Below are 20,795 nucleotides of genomic sequence, written 5' to 3'. Positions count from 1 at the left end.
AAACCTGCAAGTTCTGCAATGTTTAATATTTCTGTTTTTTCATAACACAATGGGGCCTTCTAAACGAAAGCCCCATTTTATTTATACGAACTTTAAATGTAAAATTATGCAACTAAGACAATCAGAAAGAAAAAGAGCTAAAATTAAAATGGCTCTTCAAGGAAGTGCAGGCTCGGGCAAGACTTATTCAAGCCTGCTCCTTGCACAAGGACTTACAAATGGTAACTTATCGAAAGTAGCTATTATAGACACAGAGAATGGAAGTGCTGACCTTTATGCCCATTTGGGTAATTACAATGTGCTTTCAATGACACCACCTTTTACACCTGAAAAATACATTGAAGCTCTAGAGGTGTGTGAAAAGGCTGCTATGGAAGTGATTATCATTGATTCTATTTCTCATTGTTGGGATGAGCTATTGGATTTTCATTCTAAACTGGCAGGTAATTCATTTACCAATTGGGCTAAAGTTACTCCAAGACAAAAAGCCTTTACTGATAAAATCCTTCAATCCAATGCTCATATCATAGCTACAATGAGGACAAAGCAGGATTATGTGCTGAATCAAAAGGATGGAAAGTTTATTCCTGAAAAAGTTGGATTGAAAGCAGTTCAGAAAGATGGCTTGGATTATGAGTTTACCCTTGTATTTGATGTGGATATTAAGCACTTTGCTACCTCATCCAAAGACAGGACAGGATTATTTATGGGTAAACCTGAATTTGTGATTAATCAAGGTACAGGGAAAAGGATTTTGGATTGGTGTAATACAGGCTCTAATGTAGCAGAAGTTACTTCTGAGCAGGTTTATGAAGAAATTCAGCAATGTAACTCTATGGCAGAGCTTCTGAAACTGTATAAGAAATATCCTGATTTTCAGGATACTTTAAGACCCGGTTTTGAAGCCAAGAAATCACTTTTGATTCAGTTAACTAACCCTAAAAACATTTCTCAAAATGGACAGCATCACATTTGAAAAAACTCCCAACATAATGAAGAAGCAAGATACCTTGGAGCTGCTCCCTGTGGGTTCTAGAGATAGTAGCCCTGTGGTTGTAGAAGGATTAAAAGCTCAAAATTCAAAACCTTTCATTGAAGCCAATACAGAAGAAGTGGATTTGTTGCACTTAAAGAAAGATTGTATCATTCCTGTTTTCAGCAAGGATAATGAAAAGACTCTGGCACATCAGGAATTTATTGAAATTGCTCAAAATTCCATTTCAAAAGCATTTCCTCATCACAGTATAGAATTACCTGAAATTAGGGTTTCTCATCAGATTAAAGGCAGGATTCCAGATGCAATTCATAAGCAGGCTAAAGACTTGTTGGAACATGAGAAAACCATTTATTATGAAAGAATGGCTTTTATCATCAGAATTCCAAGTATTTCTGAAAATATCAATGGGAATGAATTATCCTTGACTATAGGAGGGGTAAGAGCATATAATCAGGAAAATCTGTACAACAGGAAATCATTTGAAAAATTCAAGTTCTTCATTGGGTTTCAGAATATGGTATGTTGCAATCTATGTGTTTCAAGTGATGGTTTTGTGGAAGATTTAAGGGTTACATCCTATCAGGAGTTACAAGCTAAAATTTTGGAAATTATCCAAAACTACCAAGCAGAAACCCACCTAAACCAGATGAAAGGTCTATCAGAGCAATTTCTTACAGAACACCAGTTTGCTACTTTAGTTGGTAGAGCTAGGTTATATCAGCATTTACCTAAAAAACTGAAATCTGAAATTCCTGAATTGATGTTTACAGATGGGCACTTCAATACCATTGCTAAAGATTATTATCAGGATGATAGTTTCTGTAAGGATGATAATAGTAATATCAATCTGTGGAATGTGTACAATCTATTCACTCAAGCCAATAAATCCAGCTACATTGATACCTTTTTAGAGAGAAACTTAAATGCTTTTGAGTTTAATCAGAGTATTTGTAAAGCTATCAGTGGTAATTCTGGTTATCATTGGTTTTTGAGTTGAGTTAATCCACCCTGCTAAAGTGGGGTGGATTTACAGAGAAAGATATTTGAAATTTATATATTCTGAAGTACTAAATAATATGCAAGTAAGAATAATTATTGTGATTATCCATAAAAACAGAAGGTTGCATCTTTTTTTCTCATAAAACATAATGTCTTTATTAAACTCTGAATCATTATTTAGAATTTTATTTACGTCATCTTTGTTTAGAATATCTTCAAACCTTGTTTTCACCAAAAAATATTTTTCCTTCACTCTATTTAAATCTGAGTTTAAAATAATTAATGAAAAAATCATAAAAAAAAGCGAAAGTAGCAATAAGCCTAGACCAAATAAGGTAGCCTCTTTACTAATTGCTGTTGAAACATCTAATTTGTTAAATATTTTTACTACAAATGCGGTTAAATAAAAACTCACAAAAACAAAGACAGATTTTTGAAAATTTCCTAAGAATGTATCCAGAGAGGTATTTATTTTACTTGTTACTTGGTCAACCTGCTCATATATTTTATTTCGAGAATCCAAATATTTTGTCAAATTCCCTTTTATATAAAGCTGATTAGCTGATAGGATAGAAGGAAATGTCCTGTTGTCAATTCTTACATCATCCTTTTTTAAGTAAAATCCAATTATATTTCTTGCTATTCCTAACTTATCTTCAATTTTGCCTTTATCAGAATAAACCCACTCATATATTTTTTTGTATTCATTAATGCTTTCAGTTTTTAGGGTTGAAAATTCCAATTCATATTCATAGGTTTTATGTCCTTTGAGCTTCAAGAAAATTTTATCCTCTCTAATTTCTGAAACATCAAATAAATAAATCAACAAATAGACATAATGTAATTTTTTAATCACTTTGCAAAAATCATCTTGCTTTTCATAATCACTGAATGAAAAATTTTCAGGAGCAAATTTAAATTCTGAATAATTATAAAAAAGGCACTGAAAACTTATTTCTTGATTTTTTGAATTATTAACACCTGTATTATAACCTATTAAGTTTGATTTTTGAGAATTTTCTGAAAATTCATTAGTAATTAATATGGGCTTTGAAATTTGTTGAAAAGTCAATAAAATACTCTTTAAAGTCATTTTATTCAACGTTTCAAAAAATACACTCTCATTAAATATTACAATACTATTGTTAGTTGATTTGAATACTCTGATAGTTAGTTTGAGATTTGAAGTATCAATATATTCTTCAAATTCTATATCAACAAAACTGTTTTGAGATATTGAATAACCTGTTTCTTCTATTTCTAATGACCAATCATATTGTATAGAATTAAAATAAACATTTACATCATCATAAAAAGATTTGTTTAGTGAATTTGTTTTATCATTTACACCTACATAAGCAATGTATTCATATTGCTTAAAATTATCAATATTGCTTAGAATCTGATTTGGTGTGAATAATTGTATTAAAGAACTAACCATTTTCTCTCATTAAATCTTCAATTTTATCAAAACCTTCAGAAGATAATATTTGCACATATTTGTTTCCTTGTTCATCCTTCCAGGGCTTTAGAATATTTCTTAAATTGTCTACAAAATCATCCATACTTAAATATAGATTATTTGCTAGTTTAATTCTATGCTTCACTTTTTTATTTATTTTCTTTTTTACAATGGAAAACTGTGTATCAAATCCCTTTTTTGCAGGAAGCTCATTTAATTTATTTATTAGTGCATCTTTAGGAAAGTCAACATTTACTGGATCATAATTTTGGACTACATTGGAAATAACGTCTGAATAATTAAGGCTGTCATTGTTTTTATAATAACCAATGATAGTATTTCTTAATATAACGTAGTCAGCATAAAATTTATTTCTCAAAGGTGTAAGAGTAGCATCTATGGCATTTAATGATTTTTCAGTATTGTCATCATCAGTATATTGCTGTTGTAACTCAAGAAAATCATCCCACCAATATTTGCTGTTGTGTTTGTCAAAAACATAATTTTCTGATATTTTACCACGATTATTAAAAATTATCAATATTGCTTTGAAAACCTTTTTCTTTGTATTTAGCCCTCTGACTTTCTCAAAGTTAAGCTCATTTAAAATCTCATCATGTTCAACCTTACATATAATTATTTGTTTAGTACCATTAATGTCAAAATTTAGATGTAATAAACTACCTTTCTGAATTTCAACAGACATATTTCTGCTTGTCATCCACGCTTGAGTATTTATCTCTTTTTCAAGTAATCTTTTGGCATTTAATTCAGTTATATTTTCCACATCAGTATTATCCTCTAAAATCTTGCGTAATGAAGATTTCACTTCAGTATTACCATCTTTGAAAGAATATATCCTCCTGTTTGGGTTTGCTATAATTTCACTTAATAACTCTTCAACATAATCCTGCAAGTTTTGAGGGTTTAATTGTAAATTAATTGGTGTAACATTATTGTTGCTTACATCAACATGATGTAAAAAAAAGTTCTTTATTATCATAAAATATTATCTTAATAGGTGTTGAATTTAAAAATATAAATATAGTTTTCATCTTAAAAAGAGAGGATTACATAGCGCTGCTTTCCAAAAGTAAAAATTATTTAAGATATAACATTACGGAAAACCATAATCTGAAATTTTTATAAAATTTTTTGAAGGGGTTGTGCATTTGCTCTCTTCCTCCAACAAACACCCGCACTTATGTAGGAATGGGGAACTCCCCGTACCCAAATTATATAGAAAGATTTTTTCAGGCAGGAATATAAAACTTCAAGGTGATAGCTGAATATTTATTTCTTCAGAAATTCTATTGTGTTTGGAACAAATGTTTAACTCAAAATTTTTAAAACCAATGGTAACAATTGTTAACTACAAAGAAAGATTAAAGGATGATGAAACTTCATTTTTCGTACTGGAGCTACAGGGTGGCATTGAAATGACCCAATCAAAAGCTACAGGAATGTTTTATGCCACAGCTAAAAAAGCTATTATACCATCAACATTTGATGAGGTAACTTGTAAAGGGTTAATTGGAACACAAATTCCAGGCTCTATTGAGAAACAGGAATGTGAGCCTTATGAGTATGTAGTGCAGGAAACAGGAGAAGAAATTATCTTATCTCACAGGTGGGTTTATTTACCAGAAGAAACAAACCAAAGTGAATCTAAACCTATTAAAGCTGATGCTTCAGTTTTTTCTGAAAATGGAGTGTATGATGAAGCTTTTGTATAATTCTTAACCCAGTGACGAAGTGACCTTTTTTTCGAAAAGTATTTTTCTACGAATGTGATTTTACTTAAAATAAATCATTTTTTCATCTACAGAAAAAAGTTTTGACAAAAAAAGTCACTTTGTCACTTTTTAATTCAAATGAAACTAGCAAAAACTACAAAGTTTACAATTCTTGCAGTTTTGATTAAGGTGTGTGAAAGATTACAAAATCCCTGAAAATCATACTTAAATAGACCTATATAAAATATACATCTACATAATATTATAGCCTTTTTTTAATCTGCATTATAATGATTGCAGGGTTTAAATCCAATACTTATACGGATTTAGATCTAAAAACGGATTAATTCAATGGAGTAGTTACGTATTAGGATATAATGTTTTTTTTGTTCAAATAATTTAAATTTGGAATAAAATCAGGTATGATAGAAGAACTCAAATTCTTGGGGTATTATGTAGATAGTTTCAGAAGAAATCAGATTGACCAATCTCTTTCAAAAATTGAATCATTAGATAAAACAGTAATAGTGTTTGACCTGATTGGGAACTTTCAGTTAAACCTTTATTATAAAGAACATCATGATACCATAGTAAAAGAATTTAATGAAGCTGGTTATAATTTTACCTTTCTTCCAGGAACAGATTTTCCTGATAATACAGAAGATTTGATTTCTTATTTCATTCCACATCTGAATGAAAAGATCCATTTCAGTAGCCATCAACTTTTCCACCTTATAATGGCAAAGGAAAAAGATAATTTTAAATACTTCTCTTCTTGTGCTAAAGACAATAAATTACTCCTTGAATATTTAGGATATAAAGGCAATATAAAATCTGGATTTATAATTTGTTATGACTCTCTCATTCACGTAATTCAATACACCAATGAAGATATAATAAATAGAGTTGAAAGCCCTAAACAATTTATAATTGACTATGGGACAAAAAGTAAGTTAATAAATGATGAGAATTTATTCAATTCTCGTAGAAGAGTAAATCCGGAATTTGCAAGAGCTATTGATGAAAGTCTGGATGAGGAGACTTTAAATAAAATTAATTCTATAAACAAAGAAATTGATGCGTTAAAAGCATCTGGTAAATGGTTATATATTTTACCCTTGCTGAAAAAGACCTTAGAAGATTTGTCAGATGAGGTTGATTTGAACCTTATTGGTGGAGTTAAATTTGATGATGACTACAAAATTTATATTCCATACTTTAATAATTTGGAAATTAAACTTAATTCTCTTTCAAAAGCAGTCTATGCACTCTTCTACAATCATCCTGAAGGTATAAGAATCAGTGAGCTTTGGAAACACGAAAAGGAGTTAATGAGCTTTTATCTTAATATATCTAACCAAAATGATTTGGATAGGATGAATCAAAGTGTTAGAGATATAACTGAATTGGGTAATAAAACCATTTTCACTCACATTTCAAGGATTAAATCAGCATTTTATAATGCTATGGAAGAATCATATGCGAAAAACTATATAATTGATGGAGCTGTTTTTGGCAGTGATTTAAAATACATTCCTCTTATATATAATAATAGCTCAAATGATGAAATAGACCCAGATGATGTGTATGAGCCCCCATTTATTTAGAGTTGCAAATTTGCAACTTTCATAGAAGAGATTAACTTCATTTTACTTTTGCTATAAAAATAACAATTAAAATATAGCAATATGAAAAATTCACTTTTAATCACAGCATTCTTTCTCTTTTCATCTTTAGTATTTTCTCAGGTTAGGTATCAGACTGGTTATTACAAACCAAGCACAGGAACTTATATTGATGGGTATTACAAAACTCAAACCAATAAAACCAACCATGACAACTATTCCACTAAAGGAAATATAAACCTTTATACTGGTGAAGTGGGTACAAAACCAAAAGATTACTCAGTAGAAGCTAAAAATTATGGTTCAGGAAAAACTATCCATACGGGTCCTAAAGGTGGGCAATATTACATTAATAGTAATGGAAACAAAACTTATGTTCCCAAAAGAAATTAAAAGAATTCTTTTAGGTCAATCTCTAAAGCTGTAGCTATTCTGTGTAAAGTATAAAGGGTAGGATTGGTTCTTCCTGATTCAATTCTTGAGATATTAGTAGTATCAATTTTACCCTCTATTTTACCAACCAAATCAACCTGAGATAAGCCTTTAGACTCCCTTAATTCCTTGATTTTCTTACCTACAGCTTTAAGAATTTCAGATTTTTCCATACTTGACATATTTGGCAAGTCAAGTAATGTTTTATATTTGTTGAATTAAATGCCATATATGGCAATTTTAAAATTTAGATACTATGAGAATATTAGTGAAAATACTTTTAAGCATTGCAGTTGTTATTATAGGAGTAATTATCCAAGCTGTCATTTCTGAATCTGGAAATGACTCTACTGGGCTTATAAGACTTTTACCTGGTGCAATTATAATTTTTGGAATTATTGGTGTCTGGAAGTACTTGCCAAAGAAAGATACAGATAATAGAAATTTAGACAAAAATGTTTAAAGATTATTACTCTATTCTGTGTATAGGGAGAAATGCTACAATTGATGAAATAAAAAATGGATATAGGACAGAATGTAAAAAATGGCATCCTGACAAAAACCCAAATAAAGACACAACCCAAAAAATGCAGGACATTGTTGAGGCTTATTTAGTTCTCAAAGATGAAGAAGCCAAACAAAGATATGATGTTGAGTATGACAATTTTTACCATACACATCAATCTGAAGAAGCTGCTTCAAGTAAGACCAAACAAGGTTATGAATATTCAGAATATCAATTTCAAGATGAAATTTTAAAAAAATGGATGGAAAATGCAAAGAAGCAGGCTAAAAATTCTGTGAGAGAAGTTATTGATGAATTTAAGGGGGCTTCTACTGAAGCTTTTAATTATACAGTTTATTCATTTATAAAAATCTTACTTCCTATGGCAGTAGGTCTTTTATTGTTTAAAACCTGCACAAAATTTTAACTAAAAATCAAAAATATGAGAATATTAATTTACTCTTTTCTTCTATTTCTTCCAGTATTTTTAAATGCTCAATCCCTAAGTTATTCAAAATTAAATGATTATTTAGCTAAGCAGGATTATAACTACATCGAAGTAGATTTAAATTCTAAAGGGTTCAAATATGTAAAAACCACTGATGAACCTAATTATTATCAAAAAGGTTACTCCAAAACAAGTATAGAAGGCAAAGAAAACATTTCAATAGTTAGAAATGATGAAATGTTCAGTCTTGTATATCAACCTACTAAAGAAGCTTTTAATTCACTTACACAAATAATTCTTACTCTAGATTTTGTGTATTCTTACTCTTACAAAGACATCAAATATTATGAAAATGGAAATTGTAGAGTTGGAGTGAATTCAGAAAAAAGAATTTTATCCTTTTTCGTAAATCTAAAATAAGTACATTATGAAGACAATATTTATAATACCAATACTATTTGCTACTTTATCTTTTGGACAATCCAAAATGGAAAGGACTTTTCTATATGAAAATTTAATTGACTTTACGTGTGCTGGTAATAATTTAGAAGCATACACAGAACCTCCCTATCACAATGGTTTGGAAAGGGGAGATTATTCCGATGATGGGAATTATTTCACAACCCAATATAAATTAATTGATCAGGATAAGTTAATGGTTATTAATAATCTAAAGTATAAGGCAATAGAGAAGATTATTTTTATTATTACACCTGACATTAAAGGAAATATAATTAGTACAGAAACAATTCAATTTATCTTAAACCATTTAAATAAAAAAGCAAATATCATAACAAGTAATCAAGCTTGGAAAGATGGGAAGATGTTAATTTTGTTTGAAATGAAAAATGATTTGGGAGTCCTTACAATTTCTATATATTGATTGGTTTGCTTAAAAAAGAATTCAACCACTCTACTTGAGTGGTTTTTTTATACCCTAAAACTATGAAAACAGATATTTTACCCTTTCCTATAGGAATGGAATATGAAAACCTGGAATTTGACTTAGAAATTCTACCTGACAGGATAAAAGGATATGACAGTTACATTTATGTTGGAAAAGAAGTAAAGAAATTTCTGAATCATTCTACAGATAAAATTGAACTGATATTTTATTGTGATGAATTCCTACAGGCTGTAGTTATCTTCTTAGATGAAATTGATCCAAATCTAAAGCAGGAATTACTAAAATATTTTGAATTGGTAGAGGAAACTGATAACCTCAGCACTTATCAAAATGAGGAAATACAATTATACACTCTTAAGGAATCTAGAGCTATAGTGTATGGAAACCCTGATGTGATTTCATTGGTATTATCTACTCTATTATGTTAGGGGTTTTACTACAAGGTGGACTTATAGATATAATCACTAAGATTTAAGACCATAAATATCTGCATATTAGTCATATAAAATAAAATCAAAAGTCCCGTCCGGATCGCAGAAAGCACTTCAGAAATGAGGTGCTTTTTTTGTTTTAATTAGTTTCATAAATCCCCGAAGCATTCCTTAAAATTTTAGCCACACGTTTTCTGAGTTCGCGAGGTGCAAGCACTTCAATTGACGCTCCAAATCCTAGAACCAATCTTTCCAGTTCAAAATTAATGCCGACGCAAATCTTAAAAGTAATGCTTCCATCTTCATGTTTTTCCATAATTTCCTGCGAATGGTGAAATGGTTTGGTCAGCACATACGGCGCATTGCTCGAATCAATTTTCAGAATAATTTCTTTTACATATTTTTCGTCCAAAACGGTAACTCCTATTGTGTTTTTGTAATATTCATCTCCGTTGAAATTTTCATTGAGATGTTCTGATTTCAAATCAAAATCTACATTTTGAATTCTGTCCAGCGCAAAGGTTTTTACCTCGGAATTTGCATTTGTCTTACCCACCAGAAACCATCGGTTGTTATATTCTTTCAACAAAAACGGGTGAACGGTTATCTTTGAAGCCGCACGCGCTTTGTAAGATTGATACTGGATATTCAAAACACATTTTTTCAAAATCGCCTGGTACAAAACTTCCAAATGTTCCAAACCTTTCAATTGTTCATTTTTGTCCAAATGAATGATGGGCTGCCGATGTGTTTTTTCGGTATATATTTTATCTTCCAACCGGTGAATGATGTCGCCTAACTCATCAAATAAAGAAAAATCTTTGAACTGTTTAAGCATTTCAACCGTTTCTGAAAGCACATTCATATCATTTTCTGTGAGCGGAATGTCGGTGATGCAAAATGTCTCGTCCGCATATCGATAGAACTTTTTTTCATAAACTTCAATCGGCGCATTGTAGCCCAATTTGTCACTGCGCATCATCTGAATGTCAAGCTGAATTGTTCGTTTGCTTACGTTTACATCACGACCTTCATATTCGTAAAGCGCATCGGAACAAGCTTCGATAAAATCTTCCAAAGTCCACTTCCGATAATGGTTTTGCAGACATTTGTCAATCGTTTTGTATCGAATCAATGCATTTTTGTTGATGGCCATTTTGTTTAAATTTGAATTAAAAATAAGGAAATAATTTTTCCGCAATAAAAATGTGTAGTGAAGCAGAAATCTTTGTTTTTATTCTAAATTGAAATCTAATTAGTTCCAAATTAAACTAAATCCCGCATCTTTGCATCAGAAAAAATGACAAAAATTAGAATACATAATGCCATGCAATCACTGATAAGTCAGTGTGATTACCGTTTAGAACCGAAAGGATTCTGGAACGAAAACGGACGTTATGTACTCAGTTTATATAAAATTTTGATGTAAAATATCTAAAAATAAGTTGAATTCTGAAGCGTCCGATTGTATATATCGGGCGCTTTTTGTTTTAAATGAAAAAAATATGAGAAATTTTTTAAGTGAATTTGAAAAAATATAAAAACGTAGCGTGAGTTACCAAGCAAATGTGAGACAGACAGTTGCAAAATTCAAGACAATCTGCAGCAGGCGGACAGGAGTTTTATTGTTTAAAAATTAATGTAAATTATTGATTTTCAATAATTTAATTCAAAATTTTATTTGCATAATTCAAAAACTCATTTAATCTTTGCACCGTCAAAAATGACAAATCAAATTGTCATAAGTAGAAAACAAAAATTAATTTATCAAGATTAAAAAATAACAAGATGAGATTATCACTAGAACATAAAACATATCAGCCGAGTTGGGTAAAACCCTTTGGAATTGATTGTAATGGAGAAAATCCATTTGTGTGGGAGAAAACCAGAATCAGGTGAAATAGATATATTTCATTTACGATAACTGAGCGTCTCCCAAAAAGAGACGCTTTTTTTATGCAATAAATTTAGATATAGTAGCTCAGTTGGTAGAGCTGGAAGCTTTTAACTTTCAAGTCGCAGGTTCGAACCTTGCCGGTATCACAACTGCTCCGTTGGTCAAGCGGTAAAGACGGTTGACTTTCTATCAGCAATCAGGGGTTCGACTCCCCTACGGAGTACAAAATTGGGAATGCGTCAAAGCTGGAGAGTTGAGTTGGTCTGTAAAACCAATGCAATAGCTGAAAAGGTTCGAATCCTTTCATTCCCACCAAAGGTTCATTGAGGTAATGGCAACCTACCCGGCTGTCTCTCGGGAGCCACGAGTTCGATTCTCGTATGAACCGCAAAATAAATTCTGGGAAGATAACGGTGGTTGTTTACCCGCCTTGGACGCGGGAGGTCGCAGGTTCGAATCCTGCTTCCCAGACAAATTAAAAATTAGAATTATGAAAAATATACTAAGTATCGTATTGATTGCATTTGCAACTTTAATCTCGTTTACTCGAAGCTGTAAAAACACAAGCAAAGCGATAAAATCAATCGACAATGCAAGTCCAGCTTACATCAAGTACGCAGACAATGTGGAAATGAACAATGCAAGTACAAAAAATGCAGCAAAAGTTGTCAGTGATGTGAAAACATCATCCGATTTGTACAAAATATTTGCTGATGCAAAAAAAGACAGTATCAAAAAATCGTCACCATAAAACAAAAATTACCATGAAAGCTCAAAATGAAATCTGGAGAAATTTAAGCGGAATTGTATTTACACATCCGCTTAAAGAATTATTGGAAGAAGCCATTCAAAGAGAATTAAAAAACGGATACGAATTGAAAGTATGTGTGGGATCCGATTCCCATGTTTATGGAAATGAAGTTCACTATGCAACCGCAATTGTGGTCATCAGAAAAGGAAAAGGAGCATTTGCTTTTATCCGTAAAGAAAGAATTGTCCAGAAAATAGGCATCAAAGAACGGATGTTGAATGAAGTCGCAAAATCCGTAGAGATCGCTTACGCAATTCATGAAATTTTGGACAAATACGACATCCAAATGGAAGTCCACGCCGACATCAATACCGATTCTGATTTCAAATCCAATATCGCTTTGAAGGATGCGATGGGTTACATTTTGGGAATGGGCTACACCTTCAGAGCCAAACCTTATGCGTTCGCAAGTTCATCTTGCGCCGACTTAGCCGTGTGAATGGGGCCGTTTCGGCGGCTCTTTTTTTAATTTAAAATTATTTTAAAGAATTTTTATCCACGCAAAATAATTGCGTAGATAAGTGAAAATATTTGTCAAGAATTTAAAATGAGAAGTTCTTTTAAAAAAGATTAAAAATATCAAGCAAGTCTTGTTGAGCGTTTCTGTACAGCGCCATTGTGCGGTTTTCTGCCGAAAGGCATCGTCAATCGTATGCAATTTGACTTGAAGGTTTTAGGGGTTTTCCAAAAAACTTCACAACCTGTCGGTCGTGGGTTCGATTCCCATCTTCAAATTCTGATTGAAGTAGCTCAGTTGGTTAGAGTAACAGTTATGCAGGTTCGAATCCTGCTCCCGGTGAAAATCGGGAAGGCGGAATGGTTGACGCACCGAACTTAAAATTCGGCTTTTGCAGCTTGAAAAACTGCTCTTGATGTTGGAAAACAAATTGAAAGATTCGGTAATTTCTTGGAAAAATGAATGTGTTCATAATTTCAACTGCTTACAATCGCAAATTGAGCCTGAATCTTTTTTGCACAAATGAAACAAATGCCATTCTTGGTTTTACGAAACTGGATTCTATATGAATTCAGCCGGATAGAAACAACAATCGCAGGCGTTCATTTCTCAAAAAGATTCCGCCGCAAGGACGATGAATTTTTCATTTGTTTTCCTTTTTGAAATGAAATAAATGAATTGCGTGAGGGATAGAAGCGGCATCCTTTTGCGAAATGAAATGAAGCAAAAGATACAGCGGATAGCCCGACCGCACCGCAGAGCTTTGCGGCGCGGCGGGGTCACGCCAAAATAATTAAAAAAATGTTTAATCAGAATTCTGAATTTAAAATGAGGAATTCGTTTACTAAAATGAAAGTTATGTTATGGATTAAAATTAATGCTTATCAAATCGCTTTGGTCATCCAAAACGGTGATTTGAAAGCTGTGTTGAAAAAAGGTCTATACCTGAAACCATTTGGCGCAACGATTTATCGTTTCGATATGACAAAAGCGTTTCATGCACCTTTGAACTGGGCAATTTTGGAGAAAAATGATCAGTTAATGGAAATGTTGGAAATCATAGATGTTGCTGACAATGAATTGGTTGTCGAATACCGCGACGAACGTTTCATAAACATCTTGACAACTGGAAGATATGCTTATTGGAAAGGTGTTTTGAAACAAAATTTCGAACGATACAATATAGACGAATTGGAAATTCCAAAGGCTTTGAGCCGTAAGTTAATTCAGGCTCCGGCATTTGCAAATTATGTTCGTTCTTTCGAAATTTTACCAAACGAAAAAGCGGTTTTATATGTGGACGATGCTTATAGCGGGATTTTGGAAAGTGGAATTTATTACTACTGGAAAAATGCGCAGTCTGTGAAACTGGAACGGACCGATATGCGTCAGCAATTGGTCGAAATTGGCGGTCAGGAGTTATTGACTGCTGATAAAGCTGCTTTGCGAATCAATTTTGATTTGACTTACCGCGTGACAAATGTCGAAACTGCTTTGGTAAAAAACAAAAGTTACGAAAAGCAATTGTACACGTTGATGCAATTAGTATTGCGTGAATATGTGGGCGAATTGACTTTGGATGAATTGTTGGAAAACAAAGAAAAAGTTTCTGAAAGCGTTTTGAAAAGCGTGGGTCAAAAAGCCTATGATCTGGGCGTTGTGGTATTGTCTGCCGGAATTCGGGACGTGATTTTGCCGGGTGAAGTGAAGGAAATCATGAATCAGGTTTTGGTCGCGCAGAAAAAAGCGCAAGCTAACATCATCACACGACGAGAAGAAACCGCTTCTACACGAAGCTTATTGAACACCGCTAAATTGATGGAAGAAAATGAAATGCTTTTCCGTTTGAAAGAAATGGAATATGTGGAAAAAATTGCCGAGAAAATCGGTGAGATTTCCTTGTCCGGAAACGGCGGAATGGTCAATCAGTTGAAAGAAATCTTCAGCGCAAAACCTTAAATAAATCCCGGGTTAAATTTTAATTCGGGGTTTTATTTTAGTACGTAAAATAATTGCGCAGTGAATCACAAATCTTTGTCAAAAGAAATTAAAAATGAGAACTAAAATACTTGAAAAACTAAATGAAATAGAAAAGGAAAAAGGTGTTGAAATCCTTTTTGCCGTTGAGTCAGGAAGCCGTGCTTGGGGTTTTGAATCTCCAGATTCTGATTATGACATCCGCTTTGTGTACAAACATAAATTAGATTGGTATCTTAATCTTTCGGAGAAAACGGACACCATAGAATTTATGACAGAAGATGATTTGGATGGCTCGGGTTGGGATTTGAGAAAAACGCTAAGATTGTTAAATAAGTCAAATACATCATTTTTAGGTTGGCTCTTTTCACCAATTATTTACAGAGTCGATGAAGATTTTATGGAAGAATTGAAAAAATTAACCGAAAAAAGTTTCAATCCAATCGCAGGATTTCATCATTACCACAGTATGTGTAAAAATTTTGAAGAAATTTTATGCACAAACGAACTCACCATAAAAGGATATTTTTATGCAATACGAACCGCACTTTGTGCCAATTGGATTTACAAAAAAGAAACTATTCCGCCTGTTTTATTCAGAGAATTATATCCAATAATTGATGTGAAATTTCATTCTAAATTGGATGAGTTAATCGAATTAAAATCAAAATTAATTGAAAAAGAAAAAGTTGAAATACCTTTAGAACTAATAGAATTGGCAAAAAAGATTTTTGCCGAAAATGAAAGCGTGAAAGACAAGCTCAAATCTGGTAAATCCAATGCAGAAGCTTTAAACGAATTCTTTTTAAAACAACTGTTATGACCATTGAAGAACTCAAAAAATCAGGAAGTATCATTTTTGAATGTATAAGCGGAAGCCGAGCTTATGGTTTGGCTACTGCCACTTCCGACACAGATATCCGAGGCGTTTTTGTATTGCCCAAAGAACAGTATTATTCATTGAATTACATTGATCAAATGAACAATGAAACCAATGATGTTGTTTATTATGAGTTGAACAAATTTGCTTCGTTGTGTGCCAAAAACAATCCGAATATATTGGAACTTTTGAATACGCCCGAAGATTGCATTTTGCACAAAAACCCTTTGTTCGAAAAATTCGAAACAGAAGATTTTCTTTCTAAATTAAGTTATGAAAGCTTTGCAAATTATGCTTTTACACAAATCAAAAAAGCTCGTGGGCTGGAAAAGAAAATTGCCAACCCGATGGAAAAAGAGAGAAAAACAGTACTGGATTTCTGTACCATTTATTTTGATGGAAAAACTTTAGCCTTGAAATATTATTTAGATAAATTTAATCTGAAACAAGAATTTTGTGGATTATCCAAATTGCCACATTTGCGAGATTCATTCAATTTATTTTATGATGAAAATTCAAATTATTCAGGAATAATCCGTTCAGAAAACTCAAATGAAGTGAACTTAAGTTTAGTTGCAAAAGAAGAAAAAGCTTTAACAATGCTTTATTTCAATCGCGAAGCTTATTCAACTTATTGTAAGCAATATAGAGAATATTGGGAATGGGTGGAAAAAAGGAACGAAACCCGTTATGAATCGACAATTTCACATGGCAAAAATTACGATGCTAAAAACCTGATGCACACCTTTCGATTGTTAAACATGGCAAAAGAAATTGCAGTCGATGGTAAATTGAATGTGAGAAGGACTGACAGAAATTATTTACTTGACATCAAAAATGGAAAGTTTGAATATGATGATTTGGTTGTTGAAGCTGAAAATTTAAAAAATGATTTAGAAGAATTATTTTCAAAATCGGAATTGAAAGAAAAACCTGATTTAGAAAAAATGAATCGCCTCATTTTTGAAATAAGAAATGAATTTTACAATTCCTACGCAAAATAATTGCGCAGTTAATCACAAATCTTTGTCAAAAGAAATTAAAAATGGAAACAAAAATTACAGGAAATGATTTAATAGAATTAGGATTTCACCAAGGCAAATGGATGAAAGACGCCTTAATTCATATCAATGAAAATAGATTAGAAGGAGAAAATATGATGAATTATCTGGAACAATTCAGATTGCCTGCTGAAATTAAACCTTTTGAAAAGGCCGTTAAATTTGCTATCAACATCCGCCCTGAAAATGAACTGGAAACTGAAAATGTAAACTCGGTTTTGGCTACCATGAATGAAATCATGAAAACGCCAACTATTGTGGGCGGTGCAGTGATGCCTGATGCTTGTCCGACCGGTCCAATCGGAACGATTCCGGTTGGCGGTGTTGCGGTTGCGAAAAATGCAATTCATCCCGGAATGCACAGTGCCGATATTTGTTGTTCGGTGATGCTGACCGATTTTGGTGATGCAGACCCTAAAGCTGTTTTGGATGCGGCGCACAGCGTGACGCATTTCGGACCGGGCGGTCGAGAAAGAGATGCGCAGTTTCGATTTCCGACAGATTTATTGGCAGAAATTCAAACTAATTATTTCCTGAATGACGAAAAAGCAATCAAAGCTGCACGTGGACATCTCGGTACTCAAGGCGACGGAAACCATTTTTTATTTGTTGGAATTTCCAAAAAAACCGGAAATACGATGTTGGTGACACACCATGGAAGCAGAGGTTTTGGTGCGAATTTGTATCGAAAAGGAATGCACGTTGCTGAAAAATTCAGAAAAGTGCTTTCGTCTGAAACATTGAAACAAAATGCCTGGATTCCATTTGAAACCGAAGAAGGTCAGGCTTATTGGGATGCGTTGCAAATCATCAGAAAATGGACAAAATTGAACCATGAAGTGATTCACGACGCTACTCTGGAAAAATTAGAAATTGCAAAACAAAACCGATTCTGGAATGAACATAATTTCGTTTTCCGTGACGGCGATTTGTTTTACCACGCCAAAGGTGCAACGCCGCTTGATCCGAAATTTATGCCCGACATCACTGGTCCGAGATTAATTCCATTAAATATGTCAGAGCCGGTTTTGATTGTGGAAGGCGAGACTACTGCAACCAACTTAGGTTTTGCACCGCACGGTGCCGGAAGAAACATGAGCCGAACGCAGCACAAGCGTTCATTGAAACATTTGACTACCGAACAAATTTTTGCTGAAGAAACTAAAGGTTTGGACATTCGGTTTTTCTCCAACGAAATCGATATTTCAGAATTGCCAACGGCTTACAAAAGTGCAGAATCAGTAAGAAATCAAATGATGGAATTCGGCTTGGGGGCGGTTATCGATGAAGTAATGCCGTACGGCTGCATCATGGCAGGCGACTGGGAAAAGAATGCACCTTGGAAGAAAAGAAGAGGATAAAAATAATCCCAGGATTAGAAATCTTGGGATTATTCCTATATTGGTCTGTATATTTCTACTAAATCCAAACCTATGAAGCAGGGTTTCTTTTTATTTTTTCTAATTGTGCATATTGTAGCTTTGGGCCAATCAAACCCTTATAACGGATTTGTGTTGGACAGCATTGGCAATCCTGTTTATCAAGCCAATATTTGCAAGGCATATAATGGAAATATTTATGGAAGCCAGTGTGTGGTTTCAGATCGATTGGGAAAATACCGTATCCAATTGTCTCACGGAAATCAAATTGCGATTACTATAAAATATGATTCTATTTCATATACCAAAATGTATGAATATAAAGAAGATCCTTTTGACAGCTTCGGTTATTTGACTGAGATTGAACGAATTGAAAATGAATTAGAATGGACTTCAGGAAAAATAGATTCCGACGCAAATTCCGAAAAATTTCCAATTAAAAAAGAAAAAAAAGAGAATAACTACTATTACTCTCGTTATGGATTCAGCAAAATACTTATCGAGAATGATTCGGCGAGATTACTCCATGACGCTGAATATGTAAAAGGTAGATTAGGATTTGACTTCGATTTATCTTACAGTATTTCGGAACATTTAAATACGCCTAAACTCCAAAATGAATTTGTACAAGGACGTCCTGACAATGGAACATTAACGCAATTCGGATCACCTGAAGCTTTCAGCTGGGGACCTTCTCTACAGAATATTTCTGGTTTGAATTTTTATGATTCCAACAAAATATTTCGTGAAGCAGATGCCTTTAAGGTTGGTTTTAATGCTGCTTACGAACGAAAATCCCATTTTTTAAACTTCAATGCATCTACGCGACAAGAAGAAGGCTTGTTTGAATCGACGAAAGGGAATTTTTATTCATTTAAAATCAATTATAATTTTCCGTTATGGGGAGGCGTAATGAAAACCAATGTGGGCACTAATTGGGAAAAAACAGAAATGCCGTTAATAGGAAATAATTACATGAATGTACTTTACAGCGCATGGAATTCACCTTTCCATTTCAACCCCCATCCTGAAATTTTAAATGGTCAACAAAATTCAGCTTCAGACCAATATAACAATCCAATCTTTCTAATAAATTACAACCGTGACGTGAAAAAAGATAATAATATGAGCGCAGGATTGGATTATTCAGTAAAGCTTAAAAATTGGATCCTAAATGGCATATTTTCTTTTAGCAATTTCAATCAGAATATGGAATATGGACAAATTCCTCAAATGGCCTTGGCAGCAAATCCATCCTTTTTTAAACGTGATTTTTCAGAACAGATGACTAATTTGAGGCTGAGCGCAGTTTATAACAATCAAAATACATTAAAAATTCATCTGAATTGGGTTCATCAACTCAATTCTTTTCAATTGAGAAAAGATATTTTTACTGATTATTCTTCTTTAATTAATTTCCCAAATGATGGAATTTCTTCTGAATTATATAGTGTTAGCAAACAACGGTATAATTCCAATTTAGGCGTAAAATTGGATTATTCTAAATACCTGGAAGACATAGAGCTTCAAAATGTTTTAAGCCAGACACTTTATTATACCAACACCAACGATCAGTCTTTTGCCTATCAAGTAAATAATGTTTTGACCATAGATTCCCGGTATTTATTGGGTGATTTTAATTTGATTTTCGGATTAAAAAATGAAATTCATTATACTGAACCCGAACTGATTAGTCAAAATTTAAATTTCAATTCACTTAATCAAAACATTAGTAATTTCATGGATTACCAAGAGCCGTATGAATTATTTCTTCAAAGTAATTTAACTAATTTACAAGAAAAGAAAATGACTGAGATTATGCTGACAGCACAGATTGGACACATTTTCAAGTTAGATTTTAGTTTTTATCATTTTAAAATAAACAATGCCTATTCGCCTTTATTTAATGGAAATTCTTTTTCATGGGAAAATGTAGCAGATTATCACCAACAAGGATTTGAATTAAATCTCTCAAATGGTAATTTTCTTGATTCCGGTAACTTCAATTGGAATTTTAATTTGAATTTTCATGCCTATAAAAACAAAACTGATCGAATCCTGATTGATGCAGAAAGGGTTCCCTATTTTGGATTCAACGATATTTCTAAAAATTTTATAGAAGATCAGGCTGTCGGGGTAATTGTCGGAAGTGATTTTCAACGAGACGGAAATGGAAATGTGATGATTGGCTCAGACGGATTCCCGATAGTAGATGGTAATTTAAAAATCATTGCCGATCCCAATCCGGATTTTACGCTAAAGTTATTCAACGAAATAAAAGTCCATAATTTCTCACTCGCTTTTAATTTTGATTGGCAAAAGGGGGGGCAAATATGGAACGGAACACAAAGCACTCTCAATTATTTTGGCCGATCCCAACTCACAGCTGATTTACGGAATACCACCAATTATGTTTTTAACGGTATGAATTTAAACGGACAACCCAATTCTATTGCAGTAGATTTTACGAATCCGGCAAATGATCTTTCTGAAAACAGATGGGTTCGATATGGTGTAACGGGCACTGCGTCGGAAAATGTGGAAGATGCCTCTTATTTCCGCTTGCAAAATATTTCCTTGTCGTACGAAACAAAATTGAGAAAATACCATTATTCACCGTTGACAAAACTTACCATAAGTATTTTTGCTCGAAATCTATGGGTGTCAACTGATTATTCAGGAGTATTTCCGGGAACAGGATTATTGGGAAATGATCAGGGAATCGGAATGGATTATTTTAACTATCCTCTCTCCAGAACGTATGGAGTTTCACTTAACCTAAAATTTTAAA

General features: G+C 32.9%; 22 protein-coding genes and 5 tRNA genes. 23 read left to right on the top strand and 4 right to left on the bottom strand.

Going from position 1 to position 20,795, the window contains the following annotated elements; genetic code table 11:
- Positions 1-106 precede the first annotated feature (106 nt).
- Both B8977_RS12565 and B8977_RS12560 read left to right on the top strand, forming a co-directional pair.
- A complete protein-coding gene (locus B8977_RS12565) occupies positions 107-976 on the top strand; it encodes an AAA family ATPase (RefSeq protein ID WP_084018248.1) in 870 nt (289 codons plus the stop codon).
- Positions 957-1,994 carry a DUF3871 family protein gene (locus B8977_RS12560; protein ID WP_084018073.1) on the top strand — a complete coding sequence of 346 codons (1,038 nt, stop codon included), beginning with the start codon at positions 957-959 and terminating at the stop codon, positions 1,992-1,994. The genes B8977_RS12565 and B8977_RS12560 overlap by 20 nt, the downstream gene beginning before the upstream one ends.
- 30 nt (positions 1,995-2,024) lie before the next feature.
- On the opposite strand, the gene B8977_RS12555 is transcribed toward B8977_RS12560, so the two are convergent.
- Positions 2,025-3,437 carry a hypothetical protein gene (locus B8977_RS12555; protein WP_084018072.1) on the bottom strand — a complete coding sequence of 471 codons (1,413 nt, stop codon included), beginning with the start codon at positions 3,435-3,437 and terminating at the stop codon, positions 2,025-2,027.
- Positions 3,430-4,461 (bottom strand): nucleoid-associated protein, encoded by a 1,032-nt coding sequence (locus B8977_RS12550; protein WP_084018071.1) that lies wholly within the window; start codon positions 4,459-4,461, stop codon positions 3,430-3,432. The genes B8977_RS12555 and B8977_RS12550 overlap by 8 nt, the downstream gene beginning before the upstream one ends.
- Before the next feature lie 352 nt (positions 4,462-4,813).
- Between B8977_RS12550 and B8977_RS12545 the strand changes: the two genes are divergently transcribed.
- From B8977_RS12545 to B8977_RS12535, 3 genes are all read left to right on the top strand, one after another.
- A complete protein-coding gene (locus B8977_RS12545) occupies positions 4,814-5,194 on the top strand; it encodes a hypothetical protein (protein ID WP_084018246.1) in 381 nt (126 codons plus the stop codon).
- 422 nt (positions 5,195-5,616) lie between these two features.
- Entirely contained in the window at positions 5,617-6,801 is a 1,185-nt protein-coding gene (locus B8977_RS12540; RefSeq protein WP_084018070.1) for a hypothetical protein, read from the top strand.
- 81 nt (positions 6,802-6,882) lie between these two features.
- A complete protein-coding gene (locus B8977_RS12535; protein WP_084018069.1) occupies positions 6,883-7,212 on the top strand; it encodes a hypothetical protein in 330 nt (109 codons plus the stop codon).
- Here the strand turns inward: B8977_RS12535 and B8977_RS12530 are convergent.
- Entirely contained in the window at positions 7,209-7,424 is a 216-nt protein-coding gene (locus B8977_RS12530; protein WP_084018068.1) for a helix-turn-helix domain-containing protein, read from the bottom strand. The genes B8977_RS12535 and B8977_RS12530 overlap by 4 nt on opposite strands.
- Positions 7,425-7,507: 83 nt before the next feature.
- On the opposite strand from B8977_RS12530, the gene B8977_RS12525 reads away from it, so the two are divergent.
- The 5 genes from B8977_RS12525 (at position 7,508) to B8977_RS12505 (ending at position 9,539) form a co-directional block, all read left to right on the top strand.
- Complete coding sequence (locus B8977_RS12525; RefSeq protein WP_084018067.1) at positions 7,508-7,714, top strand: hypothetical protein; 207 nt, start codon at positions 7,508-7,510, stop codon at positions 7,712-7,714.
- A complete protein-coding gene (locus tag B8977_RS12520) occupies positions 7,707-8,183 on the top strand; it encodes a J domain-containing protein (protein WP_084018066.1) in 477 nt (158 codons plus the stop codon). Before B8977_RS12525 ends, B8977_RS12520 begins: the two co-directional genes overlap by 8 nt.
- 15 nt (positions 8,184-8,198) lie before the next feature.
- On the top strand, positions 8,199-8,624 hold the full coding sequence (locus B8977_RS12515; RefSeq protein ID WP_084018065.1) for a hypothetical protein: 426 nt from the start codon (positions 8,199-8,201) through the stop codon (positions 8,622-8,624).
- A 7-nt stretch (positions 8,625-8,631) separates the two neighbouring features.
- Positions 8,632-9,087 (top strand): hypothetical protein, encoded by a 456-nt coding sequence (locus tag B8977_RS12510; RefSeq protein WP_084018064.1) that lies wholly within the window; start codon positions 8,632-8,634, stop codon positions 9,085-9,087.
- 62 nt (positions 9,088-9,149) lie between these two features.
- Entirely contained in the window at positions 9,150-9,539 is a 390-nt protein-coding gene (locus tag B8977_RS12505) for a hypothetical protein (RefSeq protein ID WP_143736513.1), read from the top strand.
- Positions 9,540-9,681: 142 nt separating this feature from the next.
- Here the strand turns inward: B8977_RS12505 and B8977_RS12500 are convergent, their stop codons facing one another.
- Positions 9,682-10,698 carry a helix-turn-helix transcriptional regulator gene (locus tag B8977_RS12500; protein ID WP_084018062.1) on the bottom strand — a complete coding sequence of 339 codons (1,017 nt, stop codon included), beginning with the start codon at positions 10,696-10,698 and terminating at the stop codon, positions 9,682-9,684.
- A gap of 814 nt (positions 10,699-11,512) precedes the next feature.
- Here B8977_RS12500 and B8977_RS12495 point away from each other — a divergent pair.
- The 13 genes from B8977_RS12495 (at position 11,513) to B8977_RS12445 (ending at position 20,794) form a co-directional block, all read left to right on the top strand.
- Positions 11,513-11,585 (top strand) — tRNA-Lys (locus B8977_RS12495).
- Positions 11,586-11,590: 5 nt separating this feature from the next.
- Positions 11,591-11,662 (top strand) — tRNA-Glu (locus tag B8977_RS12490).
- Between the two features lie 7 nt (positions 11,663-11,669).
- Positions 11,670-11,754, top strand: a tRNA-Tyr gene (locus tag B8977_RS15120).
- A gap of 2 nt (positions 11,755-11,756) precedes the next feature.
- Positions 11,757-11,827: transfer RNA gene (locus tag B8977_RS15115), tRNA-Asp, on the top strand.
- 11 nt (positions 11,828-11,838) lie between these two features.
- Positions 11,839-11,910, top strand: a tRNA-Pro gene (locus B8977_RS12485).
- 19 nt (positions 11,911-11,929) lie between these two features.
- Positions 11,930-12,190 (top strand): hypothetical protein, encoded by a 261-nt coding sequence (locus B8977_RS12480; protein WP_084018061.1) that lies wholly within the window; start codon positions 11,930-11,932, stop codon positions 12,188-12,190.
- Complete coding sequence (locus tag B8977_RS12475; RefSeq protein ID WP_245828555.1) at positions 12,153-12,689, top strand: ribonuclease H-like YkuK family protein; 537 nt, start codon at positions 12,153-12,155, stop codon at positions 12,687-12,689. Before B8977_RS12480 ends, B8977_RS12475 begins: the two co-directional genes overlap by 38 nt.
- Before the next feature lie 213 nt (positions 12,690-12,902).
- Positions 12,903-13,088 (top strand): hypothetical protein, encoded by a 186-nt coding sequence (locus B8977_RS12470; RefSeq protein ID WP_084018060.1) that lies wholly within the window; start codon positions 12,903-12,905, stop codon positions 13,086-13,088.
- A 477-nt stretch (positions 13,089-13,565) separates the two neighbouring features.
- Positions 13,566-14,666, top strand: a complete 1,101-nt coding sequence (locus B8977_RS12465; RefSeq protein WP_084018241.1) for a slipin family protein — start codon at positions 13,566-13,568, stop codon at positions 14,664-14,666.
- A 94-nt stretch (positions 14,667-14,760) separates the two neighbouring features.
- Positions 14,761-15,507: a nucleotidyltransferase domain-containing protein gene (locus B8977_RS12460; RefSeq protein WP_084018059.1), complete on the top strand. Its 747-nt coding sequence runs from the start codon at positions 14,761-14,763 to the stop codon at positions 15,505-15,507.
- Complete coding sequence (locus tag B8977_RS12455) at positions 15,504-16,568, top strand: nucleotidyltransferase domain-containing protein (protein ID WP_084018058.1); 1,065 nt, start codon at positions 15,504-15,506, stop codon at positions 16,566-16,568. The genes B8977_RS12460 and B8977_RS12455 overlap by 4 nt, the downstream gene beginning before the upstream one ends.
- 41 nt (positions 16,569-16,609) lie before the next feature.
- Complete coding sequence (locus B8977_RS12450; RefSeq protein ID WP_084018057.1) at positions 16,610-17,986, top strand: RtcB family protein; 1,377 nt, start codon at positions 16,610-16,612, stop codon at positions 17,984-17,986.
- A gap of 72 nt (positions 17,987-18,058) precedes the next feature.
- On the top strand, positions 18,059-20,794 hold the full coding sequence (locus tag B8977_RS12445; RefSeq protein ID WP_084018056.1) for a SusC/RagA family TonB-linked outer membrane protein: 2,736 nt from the start codon (positions 18,059-18,061) through the stop codon (positions 20,792-20,794).
- The last annotated feature ends 1 nt before the right edge of the window (position 20,795 follow it).

The organism is Moheibacter sediminis (genome assembly GCF_900176425.1).
In the GTDB taxonomy this organism is placed as follows: Bacteria; Bacteroidota; Bacteroidia; order Flavobacteriales; family Weeksellaceae; genus Moheibacter; species Moheibacter sediminis.
This window is presented reverse-complemented; position numbering and strand designations above follow the sequence as displayed.